The organism is Maricaulis maris (assembly GCF_003634045.1).
GTDB lineage: Bacteria > Pseudomonadota > Alphaproteobacteria > Caulobacterales > Maricaulaceae > Maricaulis > Maricaulis maris.
In genome coordinates, this window is the sequence record NZ_RBIM01000002.1 from 412487 (window position 1) to 430161 (window position 17675).

Annotated in this window: 15 protein-coding genes; 9 read left to right on the plus strand and 6 right to left on the minus strand. The window is 63.2% G+C overall.

All coding sequences use genetic code 11. The features are described from left to right. Window positions 1–93: 93 nt before the first annotated feature. Entirely contained in the window at window positions 94–1059 is a 966-nt protein-coding gene (locus C7435_RS16940; RefSeq protein ID WP_170150338.1) for a GlxA family transcriptional regulator, read from the plus strand. On the opposite strand, the gene C7435_RS05075 is transcribed toward C7435_RS16940, so the two are convergent. Next, the gene (locus tag C7435_RS05075) at window positions 1056–1883 is read right to left on the minus strand and encodes a DUF2306 domain-containing protein (RefSeq protein ID WP_121210282.1); all 828 of its coding nucleotides are present in this window, start codon (window positions 1881–1883) and stop codon (window positions 1056–1058) included. The two genes, C7435_RS16940 and C7435_RS05075, sit on opposite strands and share 4 nt — an antisense overlap. A 202-nt stretch (window positions 1884–2085) precedes the next feature. Between C7435_RS05075 and C7435_RS05080 the strand changes: the two genes are divergently transcribed. Further along, window positions 2086–3216, plus strand: coding sequence for a helix-turn-helix domain-containing protein (locus C7435_RS05080; RefSeq protein WP_170150339.1), 1131 nt, complete (start codon window positions 2086–2088; stop codon window positions 3214–3216). 77 nt (window positions 3217–3293) lie between these two features. On the opposite strand, the gene clpA is transcribed toward C7435_RS05080, so the two are convergent. The 3 genes from clpA to C7435_RS05095 all read right to left on the minus strand — a co-directional run bounded on the left by clpA (window position 3294) and on the right by C7435_RS05095 (window position 6774). After that, window positions 3294–5603: an ATP-dependent Clp protease ATP-binding subunit ClpA gene (gene clpA / locus C7435_RS05085; RefSeq protein ID WP_075190890.1), complete on the minus strand. Its 2310-nt coding sequence runs from the start codon at window positions 5601–5603 to the stop codon at window positions 3294–3296. A gap of 4 nt (window positions 5604–5607) precedes the next feature. Continuing rightward, complete coding sequence (gene clpS, locus C7435_RS05090; RefSeq protein ID WP_075190768.1) at window positions 5608–5937, minus strand: ATP-dependent Clp protease adapter ClpS; 330 nt, start codon at window positions 5935–5937, stop codon at window positions 5608–5610. A 420-nt stretch (window positions 5938–6357) separates the two neighbouring features. Beyond that, entirely contained in the window at window positions 6358–6774 is a 417-nt protein-coding gene (locus C7435_RS05095; RefSeq protein ID WP_075190769.1) for a phasin family protein, read from the minus strand. Between C7435_RS05095 and C7435_RS05100 the strand changes: the two genes are divergently transcribed. The 7 genes from C7435_RS05100 (at window position 6773) to rpmG (ending at window position 15769) form a co-directional block, all read left to right on the plus strand. Beyond that, window positions 6773–7183, plus strand: coding sequence for a hypothetical protein (locus C7435_RS05100; RefSeq protein WP_075190770.1), 411 nt, complete (start codon window positions 6773–6775; stop codon window positions 7181–7183). The two genes, C7435_RS05095 and C7435_RS05100, sit on opposite strands and share 2 nt — an antisense overlap. A 54-nt stretch (window positions 7184–7237) precedes the next feature. Continuing rightward, window positions 7238–8542 carry a D-alanyl-D-alanine carboxypeptidase gene (locus tag C7435_RS05105; RefSeq protein ID WP_233128320.1) on the plus strand — a complete coding sequence of 435 codons (1305 nt, stop codon included), beginning with the start codon at window positions 7238–7240 and terminating at the stop codon, window positions 8540–8542. 148 nt (window positions 8543–8690) lie between these two features. Beyond that, window positions 8691–11336 carry a type I DNA topoisomerase gene (topA, locus tag C7435_RS05110; RefSeq protein ID WP_121210284.1) on the plus strand — a complete coding sequence of 882 codons (2646 nt, stop codon included), beginning with the start codon at window positions 8691–8693 and terminating at the stop codon, window positions 11334–11336. Between the two features lie 5 nt (window positions 11337–11341). Further along, the gene (rnr, locus tag C7435_RS05115; protein ID WP_121210285.1) at window positions 11342–13606 is read left to right on the plus strand and encodes a ribonuclease R; all 2265 of its coding nucleotides are present in this window, start codon (window positions 11342–11344) and stop codon (window positions 13604–13606) included. Continuing rightward, window positions 13603–14283: an NUDIX hydrolase gene (locus tag C7435_RS05120; protein ID WP_121210402.1), complete on the plus strand. Its 681-nt coding sequence runs from the start codon at window positions 13603–13605 to the stop codon at window positions 14281–14283. The genes rnr and C7435_RS05120 overlap by 4 nt, the downstream gene beginning before the upstream one ends. 49 nt (window positions 14284–14332) lie before the next feature. Continuing rightward, window positions 14333–15511 (plus strand): MFS transporter, encoded by a 1179-nt coding sequence (locus tag C7435_RS05125; RefSeq protein WP_121210286.1) that lies wholly within the window; start codon window positions 14333–14335, stop codon window positions 15509–15511. Between the two features lie 90 nt (window positions 15512–15601). Continuing rightward, the gene (gene rpmG / locus C7435_RS05130) at window positions 15602–15769 is read left to right on the plus strand and encodes a 50S ribosomal protein L33 (RefSeq protein ID WP_011643217.1); all 168 of its coding nucleotides are present in this window, start codon (window positions 15602–15604) and stop codon (window positions 15767–15769) included. Window positions 15770–15818: 49 nt separating this feature from the next. Here the strand turns inward: rpmG and C7435_RS05135 are convergent, their stop codons facing one another. After that, window positions 15819–17183 carry a PleD family two-component system response regulator gene (locus C7435_RS05135; RefSeq protein WP_121210287.1) on the minus strand — a complete coding sequence of 455 codons (1365 nt, stop codon included), beginning with the start codon at window positions 17181–17183 and terminating at the stop codon, window positions 15819–15821. Between the two features lie 12 nt (window positions 17184–17195). Beyond that, a complete protein-coding gene (locus C7435_RS05140; RefSeq protein WP_147422630.1) occupies window positions 17196–17561 on the minus strand; it encodes a response regulator in 366 nt (121 codons plus the stop codon). Window positions 17562–17675: the final 114 nt, after the last annotated feature.

The following is a 17675-nucleotide window of genomic DNA, read 5'->3' on the forward strand; positions in this document are numbered from 1 at the left end:
CCTTGCCGCCTCCGGGCGGCGCCGGCTGGCGCTGATCGCGGTTCGCCAGGGAAGCACTTGGCAAAAATGACAACTAACAACTATATTTCGCCAATGACTGACACAAGAACCATATATTTCGCGACCTTCCCGGGTGCCGAATTGCTTGACATAGCCGGGCCGGCCGCGGTGTTCACAGCTGCCAACCAACTCTCGGGAAGACCGCTTTACCGCGTCGACGTCATCGCACTACCAAGTGGCGAGATTGACCATGGTGGCGGGCTGGGCCTGACCGCCCGGGCGATCGTCGACATAATACCGGGTCCGGCGGACACGCTGGTGGTGGCCGGCGGCTATGAGGCCGAGATCACACGGGCGGTCGCCGACACAGGCCTGCTCGCCGGACTCGGCCGGATCGCACGCCAATTCGGCCGGATCGGTTCGGTATGCAGCGGTACCTTCCTGCTGGCCGCAGCCGGAATCATCACCGACCAGCGTGTCGCCACGCACTGGCGCGGCGCGCCGCGGCTCGCGGCCCGTTTTCCGGGCCTCACCGTCGATCCGGATGCGCTCTACGTGCGGGACGGCGATATCTGGACCTCGGCTGGCGTGACAACCGGGATCGATCTGGCCCTGGCAATGCTGGAGGCCGATCATGGCCGGGCCCTGAAGACACGGGTGGCGCGCGAACTGGTGGTCTATGCGCACCGCCCCGGTCACCAGTCGCAATTCTCCGATGTCCTCGATGCCCAGACCCGGGCCGGAGATCGCTATGGCGCATTGATCGACTGGATGCAGGACCGCCTTGACCAGCCCCTGAAAGTCGCCGACCTGGCCGCCTATTGCGGCCAGACCGAACGGACCTTCCACCGCCGGTTCAGCGCCGCCTCGGGCATGCCGCCTGCACGCTTTGTCGAAACCCTGCGCATGAAGCATGGCCGCGACCTTCTGGAAGCCGGCCTTGCGGTCAAACAAGTCGCCGGGCGCTGCGGCTTCCGGTCGGAAGCCGCATTCCGGACCGCATTCCGCCAGCACTTCGGCGTGGCACCGGGCCAGCATGCCCGCATGTTGGCGGTCTAGATCAGGATATTGGGCGACCACATCATCATCCAGGCCCCAAACAGGCCCAGCGCGGTGATGCCGCCGCAGACCAGGATCAAGCCCGCCACGCCAAGCTTGAAAGGCGCCGAGCGGCTGTCCCGCGCCTTTTGGTAAACTTCCAGCACGATAAGCGGTACGAGGAAGGCCAGATACGGGACAAGGATATCCGTGGGGCCATCCAAGGTCCGGCGCATGCCCGCTCCGCCACTGGCGATGGCCCAGGCCATATAGGCCACTCGGATGAACCAGACACCGCTGACTACGACGAAAAGGCGCATCGCCCAGCGCCGGTGCAGATCGATCCTGCGTGCCATCGCGTGGCGCAGGGTGAAGGTCGCAGTGACCAAAATCAGCAAACCGTCAATCGTTGTCCCGAGGGCCGCCCAATCGTTCAAACGGGTCCCACGCACCCAGATCAGGAGAATACCGCCGATCGCCAAGAATACCGCCACCGAGATATAGGCGCGGCCGGTCCAGCGATGGAAGGCGGGAAACTTGCGCCGGATCATGGGCAGGAGCTGGATCACGCCGGCCGCACTGACAAGGGCCGCAAGCAGGACATGGGAGATGAAACCGAGATTTCCCAGCCAGTCACCCTGAACATACCCCTCAATCAGACCGGTCTCGTTCCAGCGTGAATAATCGCCGGACGCCGTGCGCGGAATATAGGCGCCCAGAATATAATAGGTGAACAGCCACTGGCCGGCAGCGGCGATGGTGAACCACAGGACACCGCTGCCCTGGAGCAGGCTCTGCGGTGTGACGCGTCGGCGCCGCGATGGCGCAGCGACGGAATCGGACATGATCTAGCCTTTCACTTCGAGTACAAGCGATCGCGAACTTCCGCGACCACGCCACACTCTTCACGCCTAACCGCACCCGTCTCGCCGATTTGGAAATCGGCCAGATATTTTGATTGCGGCGGCAGCGGGTTTGATCATGGCCCGAAATATGCGACACAGAGCCTTGCGCTCGGGGGCGCCCGATTTCAGGAGATATGGTCCGATGCTGGAATTCGCGGGCGCCGTCAAACTCACCTTCTCCGCCGCCGCGATCGTCTCGATCCTGGCCGTCCTCACTGTGCGTCAACGCAGCGGTCTCCAGATCGCTTGGGCGATTTTCTGTGCCGGTCTCGCCGCGGTGATGATACGCGACGTCTTTCCCGATTATACCGGCCCCTTCGCCGCCATTCTCGCGATCACCGGATGCGCCAGCTGCAGCTGTTTCTGGCTGGTCTCGCGCGGCATCTTCCGGGCGGATGTTGGCTTCGGCTTGCCGCAGGCGATTCTTGTCGGCGGCATTTTCGCACCGTCCGTGATCAATCAGTTGCTGGTAGGCGCGTCGGCCGAGCAGATCATCGGGGATGCCGGACTGACCGCCGTCCTCGCCGCCACGAGCAGTTTCCAGTCCATGCTGAGTTCAACCGTTCTGGTCCTCGCTTTCTGGGAGGGTATACGCAGCTGGACGAAGAGCGAGCCGCCCGCCGAACGGCGCCTGCGGATCGGATTCCTCGCCAGCTATGGCACCTGTGTCTCGGTCTGCGTCATGTTGCTCGATCATGGCGACACGACGCGCTTCGACGCCGGTACGATTGCTCTCGCACAAGCACTCTGTGCGCTCCTGATCTTCGTCGCCGCCGGGTTTGCCGTGGTCTGGCGCCAGCGCCATCCATTGCCTGTCGCTGCCAACGACACGGAACGCATGACGTCGCGGGCCGCCAGCGACAGCGCGCCAAGCGCCGAGGAACGAGCCTTGGGACAATGGGTGCGCCAGAGGGTTGAGGCGGACCGGCTCTTCCTCGATCCGGACCTCAAGGTTGCCACCCTCGCCCGGCGCCTGCGTGAACCGGACTACCGGGTCAGCCGAGCCATCACGCTCGGACTCGGTGAGCGCAATTTCAACCGCTTCATCAATCGTTACCGGATCGATCATGCCTCCGCGCTGTTGTCTGATCCGGCGCAGGCCGAGGCCAGTATTCTCGACATCGCCCTAGAGAGCGGTTTTGCCTCGATCGGCCCGTTCAACCGGGCCTTCAAGGAACAAACCGGCCTGACTCCACGGGCCTTCCGGCAGCATGGCCCCGGCCCGAAACCCGGCTGCGGAATCGCGCCTGCCGAACGGGCTGCAACGTCCTGAATTCAGCCGGCGAGCCATTCGAACACAAAAACGGCGCCCCGCGGGGCGCCGTTTTTCATTGAACCGGAAGGTGAGGATCAGACCTCTTCCTTCTTGTCCTTTTTCTTGGCATTGCGCGGCAGGAGCCGGTCGCCGGGCGTGACATGGAAGTCCAGCCGGTTGCTGTCGGCCTCGTCGACATCAACCTTGACCAGACCACCCTTCTTGAGCTCGCCAAACAGGATCTGGTCGGCCAGGGGCTTCTTTATGTGCTCCTGGATGACCCGGGCCAGCGGACGGGCGCCGAAGCGGCTGTCATAGCCGCGCTCAGCCAGCCAGGCGGTAGCATCGGCGGTCAGTTCGAAGGTCACGCCGCGATCAATGAGCTGGGCTTCCAGCTGCAGCACGAACTTCTCGACCACACGACCGATGGACTCCGGCGACAACGGCGCGAAGGGAATGACGGCGTCGAGGCGATTGCGGAATTCCGGCGTGAACAGGCGTTCGACTGCCTTGTCCGCTTCATCGGTCTTTTTGCCGCGACCAAAGCCGATCGATTCCTTTTGCGCGTCGGAGGCGCCCGCATTGGTCGTCATCACGAGGATGACATTGCGGAAATCGACCTTCTTGCCGTTGGTATCGGTCAGCGTGCCATTGTCCATGACCTGCAGGAGGATGTTGAACAGGTCCGGGTGCGCCTTCTCAATTTCGTCGAGCAGCAGGACCGAGTGCGGGTGCTGATCGACGCCATCGGTCAACAGGCCGCCCTGGTCGAAACCGACATAGCCCGGAGGCGCGCCGATCAGACGGGAGACGGCGTGCCGCTCCATGTATTCCGACATGTCGAAACGCTGCAGTTCGACGCCAAGCGTATCGGCCAGCTGCTTGGTGACCTCGGTCTTGCCGACACCCGTGGGGCCGGAGAAGAGGTAGCAGCCGATCGGCTTGTTCGGCTCGCGCAGGCCGGCCCGCGACAGCTTGATGGCCGTGGCCAGCTGGTCGATGGCTTCGTCCTGGCCAAACACGGTGTGCTTGAGATCGGTTTCGAGATTGCGCAGCGACTGCTCGTCATCCTTGGACACCGTTTTCGGCGGGATGCGGGCCATGGTGGCAACAATGCCCTCGACTTCTTTCACGCCGATCGTCTTCTTGCGCTTGGACACGGGCTGCAACCGCATTTGCGCACCGGCCTCGTCGATCACATCGATCGCCTTGTCCGGCAATTTGCGGTCGCCCATATAGCGCGAGGAGAGTTCGACGGCCGATTTCAGCGCCTCATTAGTGAAGCGGACATCGTGGAAGTCCTCGAAATAGGATTTCAGCCCCTGCAGGATCTTGATCGCATCCGGCACCGACGGCTCGGGCACATCGATCTTCTGGAAGCGGCGGACAAGCGCCCTGTCCTTCTCGAAATGCTGGCGATATTCCTTGTAGGTCGTTGAGCCCATGCAGCGCAGGCTGCCCGATTGCAGGGCCGGCTTGAGCAGGTTGGACGCATCCATGGCGCCGCCGGACGTCGCCCCGGCACCGATGACGGTGTGGATCTCGTCGATGAAGAGGACGGCATTGTCCTTTTCCTCGAGTTCCTTGACGACCTGTTTCACACGCTCTTCGAAATCACCGCGATAGCGGGTCCCGGCGAGCAAGGAGCCCATGTCGAGCGAATAAATGGTGGCCCCGGCCAGCACATCGGGAACCTGGTCCTCGATGATCTTGCGGGCAATACCCTCGGCAATGGCGGTCTTGCCAACGCCCGGATCACCAACCAGCAGCGGGTTGTTCTTGCGACGACGGCACAGGACCTGGACGCAACGCTCGACTTCAGCATCACGACCGATCAGCGGATCGACGCCGCCCTTGCGGGCTTTTTCGTTGAGGTTGACCGTATAGGCGGTCAGCGCATCGCCATCCTTTTGCGGCTCTTCTGCCGGTTCAGCTCCGCGCACAGCGCGCTCTTCCGAAGCACCCGGCTTGCGACCGATGCCGTGCGAGATGAAATTCACCGCGTCGTAGCGGGTCATGTCGCGCTCGGCGAGGAAATAGGCCGCATGGCTTTCACGCTCGGCGAACAAGGCCACCAGGACATTGGCCCCTGTCACTTCCTCGCGCCCCGCGTTCTGGACGTGGATCACCGCCCGCTGAATGACGCGCTGGAAGCCGGCCGTCGGCTTGGCGTCCTCCTCGTCATCAACGACGAGTTCAGTGAGTTCATTGTCCACATATTCGGTCAGGGTCGCCCGAAGTTCATCAAGATCAACGTCGCAGGCTTTCATCACAGCCGCGCCGTCCTGATCATCCACAAGAGCAAGAAGGAGATGCTCCAGGGTCGCAAATTCATGCCCACGCTCATTGGCGTATCCCAGAGCGCGGTGCAGGCTGTCTTCCAAGTCTGAAGAGAATGAGGGCACCACTCTATTCCTTTTCCATTGTGCACTGCAGCGGGTGTTGAGCCCGCCGTGCGGCGTCCATGACCTGGGCTACCTTTGTCTCGGCAACCTCATACGTGTACACGCCGCACATACCGACACCGTTCTGATGAACATGCAGCATGATTCGCGCTGCATCCTCGGGCGACTTCCGGAAAATTCGGACGAGAACCTCGACCACGAATTCCATCGGCGTGTAGTCATCATTGAGTAGCAAAACACGGTAAAGCGAAGGTTTCTTGGTCGCCGGCCGGGTCTTTGTCGCGAGGCCAGTTTCCTCTTCTACGCCGGTATCGTCATGTTTTCGTTCGGTCATATTTTAAACGTGCTCGAATATTACTTCGCTACTCATCGGCACAGATAGGAATCCTTGCCGGACTTGGAAAGAGACGCTCCGCAGCGCCGTCAGGACACAAGAATAACACGCCCAGCAAATTCTTGCTTCCCGTTTCACCGCGTTCAGCCTAAAAAGGCGCACCCCGTTCATATCGGGGATCCACCGGAACCATCCCGAAATCACCACGGGCCCGGTCGGGGAGGACGCCAGCGTTTCGTCCAGCAGCCGGAAAACCGGCGCCGGAACGCACCGGACCGAAAGGTGCTCGCACCCCAGGTCCCAAGACGGCCACAAGGCCACACCGTCTCGACGAGGCGACGCCGACAAAAAAAGGGCCCGGTGACTAATCACCGGGCCCAGTCGGGGAGGAAAATACCAAAACTGGTCAGTTCACAAGGTTCAGCGCTGAGCCTGTGCGAACTCCATGGCGGCCGCGACGCGATCGTTCAGCGGCTTCACCGAATTCTTGAACAGGTCGGAGAACAGGTCCGAGGTCTTGTTGATCTCGGCGAGATAATTGTCCATGGCCGACTTGGTGAATTCGGACTGGATCTCGAACACTTCCTGGACCGACTTGGCGGAGGCGAACTTCTTCGTCGCAGCAACACCGTCTTCCATCGCCGATTTGGCATAGGTCACGGCGTTCGTGTTGGCGGTTTCAAAGCCCTTGCCGGCCACGGTCGCGGAAGCGATCAGGGCGTCGACAGTCTCTTTCTGGAAATTGCTGGCCTCGGTAACCGATTTCAGCGTCTTCTCGAAACCTTCCTTGAGCGCGTCATTGCTCGCGGCGGTCATGCTCTCAATGGTGTCATTCATGGCAAAGCTCTTTGTGGTGCGGGCAGCGGGTTTGGCTTTCGAGGCCGGCTTGGCTGCCTTGGGGGCGGGTTGGGACGGCGCGGATTTGACTTTCGCCGTCGACGTCTTCGGCGCGGCCTTCTTGGCTTTCGCCGGCTTGGCGGTCGTCGCCTTTGCCGGTTTGGCCGGGCTCGCCGTTGCAGTCGTCTTCACCGGCGCCACGGTCTGCGACACAATGCGGGGCGCGCTCGGGGCAGTCGCTTTGGCAGCGGCCGCTTTCGTTTCGGTGGAAGTTTTCTCGACGTCGCTCATCACGGGTCACTGTCTGGTTGCTAAACTTGCTGCGGAAGCTCTTCGCAGTCGCAATATAAATACCACACTCCCGGCCGGGGTCAAGGAAATTATTGTGCACCGCACAAAACATATCTGATGACCACGGGCAGGCCTTAACCCGCTGGCAATGAGCACGCGTCAGGCTGCCCGCATGATCACTGCAACCCGCCTTCTCGCCCTGACCGTCGGCCTTGCCCTCTCTGGCCTGTCCGCGCCTGCCCACGCGAACAATTCGCGCTATGCCGCCTTTGTGGTCGACGAGAATACCGGCGTCGTGCTCCATTCCCGGCGTTCCGACGCGGAGCGCTATCCGGCCTCGCTGACCAAGATGATGACGCTCTACATGCTGTTCGAGGCTCTCGAGACCGGTGAAATCGGCCTCAATGACCCGATCCGTGTGTCCGCGAACGCATCGAATGCCAGCCCGTCACGCCTCGGACTAAGCGCCGGCGACACGATTTCGGCCGAAAACGCGATCCGCGCCCTCGTGGTGAAAAGCGCCAATGATGTGGCGGTGGCCGTCGGCGAACGCCTAGGTGGGGGCGAAAGCCGCTTCGGTGAGCTGATGACCGCCCGCGCGGCCGAGCTCGGCCTGACCCATACCACCTTTCGCAACGCCTCCGGCCTGCCCAATTCGCGGCAGACAACGACGGCGCGCGACATGGCCCGGCTGGCGATCGCATTGCACCGGGATTTTCCGCAATACTTCGACTATTTCAACGAAGAGAGATTCACCTGGAACGGTCGCACCTACCGCAACCATAATTCACTGGTTGGACGGGTTCGTGGCGTGGATGGACTCAAAACCGGCTATATTCGTGCCTCCGGCTTCAATGTCGTCGTATCGGCCGAGCGGGGCGATCACCGCCTGATCACCGTAATCATGGGCGGACCAAGCGCCGCCGCCCGCGACGCCCATGCCGAAGAGCTCATCGAAGCCGCCTTCGCAACGCTGGAACAGCGACAGGATACGCGCTTGTTCGCCGCCCTCTCCTCACCGCGCATCAACCCCGTGCGACAGCAGGATCTGATCGCCCGAGACGTCGCCGCCCTGCACCTGGACGAGCCGACCGAAATGGGTTCCGCCAATCCACCACCCTCGGTGCAGATCGTCCTCGCCGATGAAGACGAAATGCGCCTCGAACCGCTCGCGCCAGCCCGCCTCGATGCACCGACAAGCCGCCCATCGGCCGAGCCGAGCCTGATCCGCGGCGCCTGGTCGATCCAGGTCGGCGCCTACAACACCGCCGACGCGGCGCAAGACCGCCTCGCCGAAGTGGCCATCTTCTCCGGCGCCCTCGACGCCGCTCAGCCGGCCGCACGGGCCGTTACGATCAGCGGTGACCGCCTCTGGCGGGCGCGTTTCGAAGCCCTGACCGAAGACGAAGCCCGGCTCGCCTGCCGCGAGCTGAGTGCCCGCGACCATCCTTGTTTCGCGGTCGCGCCGGGACGATAACTCCACACATCGACGCTACGGTTCGGCGCGCATATGCGCGTCGGACTGGAATCCTTCGGTCGGTTGACACAACCTTTCCGCTCGAACACTTTCGCGCGCCTTGGCCGCTGCCTGGCGGTCCCTGCCTCATGTCTGGAACCAAGCACCGATGAATGTTGTCGTCGTAGAATCCCCGGCCAAAGCCAAAACCATCAATAAATATCTCGGCGCGGACTACACCGTTCTGGCCAGTTTCGGACATGTCCGTGACCTGCCGCCCAAGGATGGCTCGGTGAAGCCGGATGAAGATTTCGCGATGGCCTGGGAGATCGACACCGCCTCGGCCAAGCGCGTCAAGGCAATCGCCGATGCGGTACGCGAGTCCGACCGCCTGATCCTCGCCACTGACCCGGATCGCGAAGGTGAGGCGATTTCCTGGCACTTGCTGGAAGCGCTGCAAAAGCGCCGCGTCCTGAAGGATGTCGTTGTCCAGCGCGTGGCTTTCAACGCGATCACCAAACCGGCCATCCTGGAAGCGATGGCGCATCCGCGTGCCGTCGACATGGAGCTGGTCAATGCCTATCTGGCGCGCCGGGCGCTGGACTATCTGGTCGGCTTCACCCTGTCGCCGGTTCTGTGGCGCAAACTGCCGGGTTCGCGTTCGGCCGGACGGGTGCAGTCGGTCGCCCTGCGGCTTATCTGTGACCGCGAGCTGGAGATCGAAAAATTCCGCTCCGAGGAATACTGGACGGTTGATGCCGACCTGACGGCGAATTCCGACAATTTCCGGGCCAAGCTGGTGACGCTCGACGGCAAGAAATTGCAAAAGCTGTCGATCAAGGACCGCGCCAGCGCCAATGCCGCCGTTGACGCGATCAACGCGGCCAGCCTGTCCATCACCGGCGTTGAAGCCAAGCCGGCCAAACGCAACCCGCCACCGCCCTTCACCACCTCGACGCTGCAGCAGGAAGCGGCACGCAAGCTGGGCTTTTCCGCCACCCGCACCATGCAAACGGCGCAGAAACTCTATGAAGGTGTCACGATCGGTGGCGAGACCACCGGTCTGATCACCTATATGCGGACCGACGGCGTTTCCATGGTTCCCGAGGCGATCAGCCAGGCCCGCGACGTGATCAGCAAGGAGCACGGTTCGCTCTACGTGCCGTCGGCGCCGCGCATGTACGCCACCAAGGCCAAGAACGCCCAGGAAGCGCACGAGGCAATCCGCCCCACCAGCTTCGCGCGCCTGCCCGAGAAAATGTCGCTGGACCAAGATATGGCCCGCCTTTACCAGCTGATCTGGCGCCGCGCCGTTGCCAGCCAGATGGAGAGCGCCCGCTTCGAGCGCACCACGGTGGACATCACCTCCTCTGACCAGAAAACCGCCCTGCGGGCCGTCGGCACCGTGCAGCTGTTTGACGGTTTCCTGGCGCTCTACCAGGAGGGGCGCGACGATGAAGAGGATGAGGGCGAAAACCGCCTGCCCAAGCTGAGCCAGGGCGCCGCCGCGACCGTCGGCAAGACCCATGCGGACCAGCACTTCACCCAGCCGCCGCCGCGCTTTACCGAGGCCTCCCTGGTCAAGCGGATGGAAGAGCTCGGCATCGGTCGCCCCTCGACCTATGCCTCGACACTGCAGGTCCTGCGCGACCGCGACTATGTCCAGATGGACAAGAACCGCTTCAACCCGCTCGACAAGGGTCGGGTTGTCATCGCCTTCCTCGAGAACTTCTTCGCCCGCTATGTCGAGTATGACTTCACGGCGGCGCTGGAAGGTCAGCTCGACAAGGTCTCGGCTGGCGAACTCGACTGGAAACAGCTGCTGCGTGATTTCTGGACCGATTTCCGCGCTGCCGTCGACGAGATCGGCGAGCTCCGCATCACCAATGTACTGGACGCCCTCAACGAAGCGCTCGCCCCGCACATCTTCCCGGAGAAGGAAGACGGCACCGATCCGCGTCTCTGCCCGTCCTGCGGCGAAGGCACGCTCAGCCTGCGTCTCGGCAAGTTCGGCGCCTTCCTCGGTTGCTCCAACCATCCCGATTGTTCCTTCACCCGCCAGATGAGTCCTCCGGGCGAGGACGACGTGCAGGGCGACCGGGTGATCTGTGTCCATCCGGAGACCGGCAAGGATGTCGAGCTCAAGAATGGCCGTTTTGGCTGGTATCTGCAGATGCAGCTCGATGGCGAGGACAAGCCGAAACGCTCCTCCATTCCCAAGGGCTGGGACGCCGCAACCCTGACCGAGGAACAGGCGATCAAGCTGATCGACCTGCCGCGTACGGTCGGCGAGCACCCGGATGATGGCCAGCCGATCACGGCCAATATCGGTCGCTACGGCCCTTATGTTCATCACGACAAGACCTACGCCAATATTCCGTCGGTCGAGGACGTGTTCGAGATCGGCGTCAATCGCGCCATCTCGGTCATCGCCGACAAACGTGCCAATGGCGGCCGTCGCGGCGGCACGGCCACGGCGCTCAAGGAGCTGGGCGAGCATGACGGCAAGCCGGTCCGCATCATGTCGGGCCGCTATGGGCCCTATGTGAAGTATGAAAAGGTCAATGCCACCCTGCCCAAGGACACCGACCCGGAAAGCGTGACGCTGGAACAGGCGATGGAATGGGTCGAGGCCAAGGCCGCCAAGGGCGGCAAGAAAAAGGCTCCGGCGAAGAAGAAGGCTCCGGCCAAAAAGCCGGCTGCCAAGAAGACCACGGCGAAAAAGCCCGCTGCCAAGAAAACCGCGGCCAAGAAAACCGCGGCCAAGAAGCCGGCCGCGAAAAAGCCGGCAACAGCCAAAGCCAAGGCGGAATAGATCCGATGGCCGGCGAGACAGAGTTTGATGCCGGCCTCACCCGCGAGGCGGTCGTGGAGGCTGTCCGCGCCGGCGGTGGTGAATACGGCAAGCGGGAGCTGGCGCGCGAACTGGCGCTCAAAGGCAGCGATGCCAAACGCGCCCTCAAGGATGCCCTGGTCGCGCTGACCGAAGACGGCACGATCACCCGCTCAAACGGCAAGACCTATGCTCTGCCCGGCGCCCTGCCCGCTGTCACCGTGGTGCAGCTGATCGGGCGCGACAATGATGGCGAACTGCTGGCCGAGCCGGTCCGTCCGGACCGCGCGGCCCCGCTGATCCGCCTGGCGCCGGGCGAAGGCGCGGGCGGCAAGGGCACGCCGGCGATCGGCATTGGCGACAAGGCGCTGGTCCGGCTCGCCTTGCAGGAGGATGGCAGTTATGAGGCCCGGCTGATCAAAAAACTCGGCCAAAGCGCCCACAAGCTTCTGTGCGTGCTGAGGAAACCGCAATCCGGCCCGTTCCGTCTGCTGCCGGTCGATCGGCGTTCGCGGCATGAACTGGTTCCGGCCAAGGGCGAGGCCGAAAAAGCCCGCGATGGCGATCTCGTGCTGTGCCAGATCGCCAAGGAGCGGCGGCACGGCTTGAAGACGGCGGAGATCATCGAGGTCATCGGCGACGCCAATGCGCCTGGCGCCGGCAGCATCATCGCGCTCTACTCACACGGCGTCCCACAGGGCTTTGCCGAGGCCGAACAGCGTGAGGCCGATGAGGCGCCGCTCGCCAAGCCGGGCAAGCGCGACGATCTGCGGCCCCTGCCGCTCATCACCATCGATCCCGACGACGCCAAGGACCATGACGACGCGATCTGGGCCGAAGCGGATGCCGACCCGAAAAATCCCGGCGGCTGGCAGGTCATCGTCGCGATCGCCGATGTCGCCGCCTATGTGACGCCCGGCGGCGCGCTCGACCGCGGCGCCTTCAAGCGTGGCAATTCGGTCTATCTGCCCGACCGGGTCGTGCCGATGCTGCCGGAACGCCTGTCCAATGATCTGTGTTCCCTGCGCGAAAAGGAAGACCGCCCCTGTCTCGCCGTGCGCATGGTGTTCGACAAGGACGGCAACAAGCGCTCTCACCGCTTCCTGCGCGGCTGGATGCGCTCGGCCGCGAAACTGTCCTACACCCAGGCCCAGGCGGCGATTGACGGTCAGGATGGCGGCCCTGCCAATGCCCTGCTCGACGCCGTGCTCAAACCGCTCTGGGGCGCCTATTTCGCCTGCCGCGAAGCGCGCAATCGCCGCGAACCGCTCGAGATCGACGCGCCGGAACGCCGGGTTCGTGTCGGTGAAAACGGCAAGGTTCTGGCCATCGAAACCCGCCAGCGCTTTGACGCCCACAAGCTGGTCGAGGAGTTCATGATCCAGGCCAATGTCTGCGCCGCAGAAAGCCTGGAGGAAAAACACGTCCCGCTGATCTACCGCGTCCACGAACCACCTTCGCGCGAAAAGATTGATGCACTGGCCGATTTCCTGCCGACCGTCGGGCTGAAATGGACGCGCGGCGACAAGGTCGCGACCGGGCGTTTCAACCAGCTGCTGAAGCAGGCGAAAACGTCCGAGCACTGCGAGACGATCAACGAGGTGGTGCTGCGCAGCCAGTCGCAGGCGGTCTACGATACCCAGAACCAGGGCCATTTCGGTCTCAACCTGCAGCGCTATGGCCACTTCACCTCGCCGATCCGGCGCTATGCCGACCTCACCGTCCACCGCGCCCTGATCCGCGCCCTCAAGCTCGGGGATGATGGTCAGTCGGATGAAGAACGCAGTCGCCTGACCGTGATTGCCGAAGAGATCACCCATGCCGAGCGCCGCGCAATGGCGGCCGAGCGCGATGCCGTCGACCGTTTCATCGCCGCCTATCTGGCCGACAAGGTCGGGGCGGAGTTTGATGGCCGCATAACCGGCGTCACCCGTTTTGGCTGTTTTGTCCGTCTCAACGAGACCGGCGCCGACGGGCTGGTTCCGATCTCGCGATTGGGCGAGGAACGCTTCGAGCATGATGAGCGCGCCCACGCGCTGATCGGCTTGCAGACCGGCTCGCGTTTCCGTCTCGGCATGCCCGTTACCGTGCGTATCGACGAAGCCACACCGGTCACCGGCGGGCTGCTGCTGGACATGCTGACCGAGCCGGAAAAGGGCGACCGCCCCAATCGCCGCAATCGCGGCCGCACCGGGGGACCGCCAAATGGCAAGCGCTCGGGCAGACCTTGGAAGAAGGGGCGACGCCGGTGAGTGATGAGCGACACCGCAAGGACGTCAAACCGATGCGCCCCCGCCTTGCCGCCTCGCTGATCCTGACCCGGCGCGAGGGCGAACGGGTTGATGTGTTGATGGGGCGCCGCTCCGCCAAACATGTCTTCATGCCGAACAAATACGTCTTCCCGGGCGGACGGGTTGATCGGGCTGACAGCACAGCGCCGCTGGCGCGCGATCTCGACGGCCGTGTGCTCGACATCATGACCCGCAGCCTTGATGCCCGCCGCGCCCGCGCCGCCGCTGCCGCTGCCGTGCGGGAAACCGCCGAGGAAACCGGCCTGCTGATCGCCCGCGAGGCGCCGGTAGCCAGCCGTCATGCCAATTGGCAGCCTTTCCGCCGCGCCGGCGCCGCACCGGATCTGGCACCGCTGAAACTGATCACCCGCGCCATCACGCCGCCGGGCCGGACCCGCCGCTTCGATACCTGGTTCTTCACCGTTGACGCCTCGGCCCTGCTGGACGACCGCGCGCCCAAGCCGAGCGCCGAGCTGGAAGACGTGCAATGGGTCACCCTCGCCGACGCCCGCGATCTCGACCTGCCCTTCGTGACCCATTTCGTGTTGGATGAACTCAAGCGCGTCCAGCCGCCCGCCCCTGAACATCCGCGCTGCATGCGGGCGGTGCGCGGCAGGATGGTGATCGCGGACCTGTGACCGGATCCGGCAGGAGACGCGGTCACGACGCGGCGCTATAGAGCACCGCATGACCAATCCGCTCACCGATCCCCGCTTTGCCAACAACCGCTCGCTGATCGCCTCGATCTGCTGTGCGGCGGTGTGCGGGATTGTGTTCGGACTTTCCATGCCGCTGGTCTCGCTGCGGCTGGAGGGCATGACATCATCCGGTCTGATTGTCGGCCTCAACGGCGCCGCTGCGGCCTTCTCGACCCTTGTGATGGCCCCGATCGTACCGCGCCTCCTGTCGCTGGTTCCCGGGCGGGTGCTGATCGTGGTCAGCCTGCTCTGTGCCGGCGCCCTGCACGCCCTCTTCCCGGTGTTTGAAACGGTGCCGGCCTGGTTTGTCCTGCGTTTCGTGATGGGCAGTTTCATGACCGTGGTCTTCGTGGTCTCGGAAACCTGGATCAACCAGATCGCCACGCCGATGCGCCGGGCCACAATCCTGGGCGTCTACGGCACGGTCCTGTCCGGCGGTTTCGGGGTCGGCGCCTTTCTGTTCGGCCAATTGGGCACCAGTGGCGATGCCGGCTTCTATGCCGGCGGGCTGATCTTCCTGATCGGCGCCTTGCCGATCATTCTGTTGCAAGGCCCCGCCGCGCAAGCTCCGGGCAAGGACGAAGCCTCGCCTACTGCCATCCTGAACGCGGCCCGGCTGGCCCCGGCAGCGATCGGCGCTGCGCTGGCCTTCGGAGCGCTGGAAACCGTGCTCTTCTCCATGGCCCCGGTTTACGGCGACCGGCTGCTGCTCAGCGATGCTGGCATCTCGATGGTCGCCATGGCCGCCGCGGCCGGCGCGCTGGCTTTCCAGATCCCGCTGGGATGGATCGCCGACAAGACCGACCGCCGCGAAGCGCTGAAATGGATCGCCACCACCGCCGCCATCACCCCGCTCGCAATCTGGGCCGTGGGCGATTATCTGCCCGGCATGATGTTGCTCTTTTTCATCCAGGCCGGCGTTGCCAGCGGTCTTTACACGGTCGGCCTGGCCCTGGTCGGCGAGCGCTTCTCCGGTGGCGCCATTGCGGCGGCCAATGCCGCCTTCATTTTCGCCTACGGCACCGGCTCCCTGTTCGGCCCTCCCGCCTCCGGCATCGCCATGGACGGGCTCGGACCGCACGGGCTGATGATCGTCATGGCAATGATTGCTGCGATCTATGCAGCGCTGGTCTGGGTGCGTGCAGCCCCGACAGACGCGGACAGTTGACAGCGGCGCTGCCGTGCGTATGTTCGCGCGCTCTCGCGTCGGCATGGGGCCGTATGCGCGCACACTCACAGCACCAGGACATTTAGAGCCATGGCGAAGCCGACAACCATCAAGATCCGCCTGAACTCCACGGCTGGTACGGGTTACTTCTACGTGACGAAGAAGAATGCGCGCACCATGACCGAGAAGCTCGTACTGAAAAAGTACGACCCGGTCGCTCGCAAGCACGTCGATTTCAAGGAAGCGAAAATCAAGTAGGACGGTTTTCCGTTCGAACGGTTATCCCCGCTCGACCATCAAGTTTTTATCAGGCCGCGGCATTGTCCGCGGCCTGTACTTGATTCCGGCCTGAATTCTTGGCGGCGTAGAGCGCCTCATCGGCCCGGCGCAAAAGCGCGTCCAGCCCTTCACCGCGCTGGGCCTGAGCCACGCCGATGCTCACGGTCACCGGAACACGCCCACCATCCTTGAGCTTGAATCCGCTCTCCGCGACAGCAGAGCGCAGGCGTTCGGCCGCGATGCGCGCCTCGGCCATGCCCGCGCCCGGCATCACGACGACGAACTCCTCGCCCCCGTAACGCGCCGCCAGGTCCAGCGCCCGCAAGCCCTGCAGCAGACGGGCAGAAAAATCGCGAAGAACAATATCGCCGGCCTCATGGCCGTGGCTGTCATTGATCTGTTTGAAATGGTCGATATCGGCCAGCAAGAGAGACACCGGCGCACCGCCATTGCTCGCACTGTCCATCGCCTGGCGCAAACGCGAAGAAATATAGCGGCGATTATGCAGGCCGGTCAGCGGATCGGTGACGGCCAGCTCCATGCCTTCATCGAGATGCGAGCGGAGCTGGTCGGCATAGCGTTTACGGCGCAGCTGGGTGCGCGCTCGCGCCGCCAGCTCTCCGGCATCAACCGGACGGTGGATGATGTCATTGACGCCGAGATCGAGCGCCCGGACAGCATGATGGACATCATCCGGTTGTACGACGGCCAGAATGGGTAATTGCCGGGTCGCGGCGTCCGAACGGACACGCGCACACAAGCGCAGGCCGTCATAATCTGTGGCTGTGAGATCGACGATCAACAGATCCGCCTCATCCCGGGTTGCGGCGATAGCGGCAGCCGGGTCGTGGATCTGACGGACATCGGCCTGGGCCGGCATGGCAGCAGCGTAACGTCCGGTCGCACGCGGATCCGCGCTGACGATCACAATCCGGGACGCGGCATCAATGTCATCGTGCATGTCGCCGGCAAAACCCGACATCGCCGAGTTCGATTCGCGATAGCGCAACTCGTCCAGCACCGCCTTCAGCCGCAACAGGCTGCGCACGCGGGCAAACATGGTGACATCATCGATCGGCTTGGTGAGAAAGTCATCGGCCCCGGCCTCGAGGCCTCGTATCCGGTCTTCGCGCTGATCCAAAGCGGTCACCATCACCACCGGAATATGGCGCGTCGACGTGTCGTCCTTGAGTTTGGAGCAGGTCTGATACCCGTCCATCACCGGCATCATCACATCGAGGAGAATGAGGTCGGGTTGCTCTGCCTTGGCCACCGCAATGGCATCTTCGCCATTGGTCGCCGTACAGACATCGAAATATTCGGCTTGCAGTCGCGCTTCAAGCAGCCGGACATTGGCGGCTTGATCATCAACGACGAGAATACGCGCACTCATCGACGATCACCCCTAGTCGAGAAACTGACGAACGGTCTCGATAAACGTGGCCACGGTAATCGGCTTGGACAGATAGGCTTCGCAACCGCCCTCACGGATGCGTTCCTCATCCCCCTTCATGGCGAATGCCGTGACAGCCACCACCGGTATCGCCGCCAGGCTGTCGTCATCCTTGAGCCATTTGGTGACTTCAAGGCCGGACACTTCCGGCAGCTGGATGTCCATGAGAATCAGGTCGGGCGTGTGTTCGCGCGCCATTTCGAGTGCCTTGAAGCCGTCCTTGGTCTGCAAGGTCTCATAGCCATGAGCCTCGAGCAGATCGTTGAACAGCTTCATGTTCAACTCGTTGTCTTCGACAATCAGGACCTTTTTGGGCATGACCTGCAGCATGTCGGTGACGCGCTTCCCGTTGTTTGCACGTATTTTATCGTGCTTGTTGAACCCCACCTGCACTAAACCCGATTTTCCTTAACCAACCATGAGTCAAAGGCC

Coding starts and splice junctions, on each gene's coding strand:
- C7435_RS16940 (WP_170150338.1), top strand. CDS start 94: ATGACTGACACAAGAACCATATATTTCGCGACCTTCCCGGGTGCCGAA.
- C7435_RS05075 (WP_121210282.1), bottom strand. CDS start 1,883: ATGTCCGATTCCGTCGCTGCGCCATCGCGGCGCCGACGCGTCACACCG.
- C7435_RS05080 (WP_170150339.1), top strand. CDS start 2,086: ATGCTGGAATTCGCGGGCGCCGTCAAACTCACCTTCTCCGCCGCCGCG.
- clpS (WP_075190768.1), bottom strand. CDS start 5,937: ATGACCGAACGAAAACATGACGATACCGGCGTAGAAGAGGAAACTGGC.
- C7435_RS05100 (WP_075190770.1), top strand. CDS start 6,773: ATGGCAAAGCTCTTTGTGGTGCGGGCAGCGGGTTTGGCTTTCGAGGCC.
- C7435_RS05095 (WP_075190769.1), bottom strand. CDS start 6,774: ATGAATGACACCATTGAGAGCATGACCGCCGCGAGCAATGACGCGCTC.
- C7435_RS05105 (WP_233128320.1), top strand. CDS start 7,238: ATGATCACTGCAACCCGCCTTCTCGCCCTGACCGTCGGCCTTGCCCTC.
- topA (WP_121210284.1), top strand. CDS start 8,691: ATGAATGTTGTCGTCGTAGAATCCCCGGCCAAAGCCAAAACCATCAAT.
- rnr (WP_121210285.1), top strand. CDS start 11,342: ATGGCCGGCGAGACAGAGTTTGATGCCGGCCTCACCCGCGAGGCGGTC.
- C7435_RS05125 (WP_121210286.1), top strand. CDS start 14,333: ATGACCAATCCGCTCACCGATCCCCGCTTTGCCAACAACCGCTCGCTG.
- rpmG (WP_011643217.1), top strand. CDS start 15,602: ATGGCGAAGCCGACAACCATCAAGATCCGCCTGAACTCCACGGCTGGT.
- C7435_RS05135 (WP_121210287.1), bottom strand. CDS start 17,183: ATGAGTGCGCGTATTCTCGTCGTTGATGATCAAGCCGCCAATGTCCGG.
- C7435_RS05140 (WP_147422630.1), bottom strand. CDS start 17,561: ATGCCCAAAAAGGTCCTGATTGTCGAAGACAACGAGTTGAACATGAAG.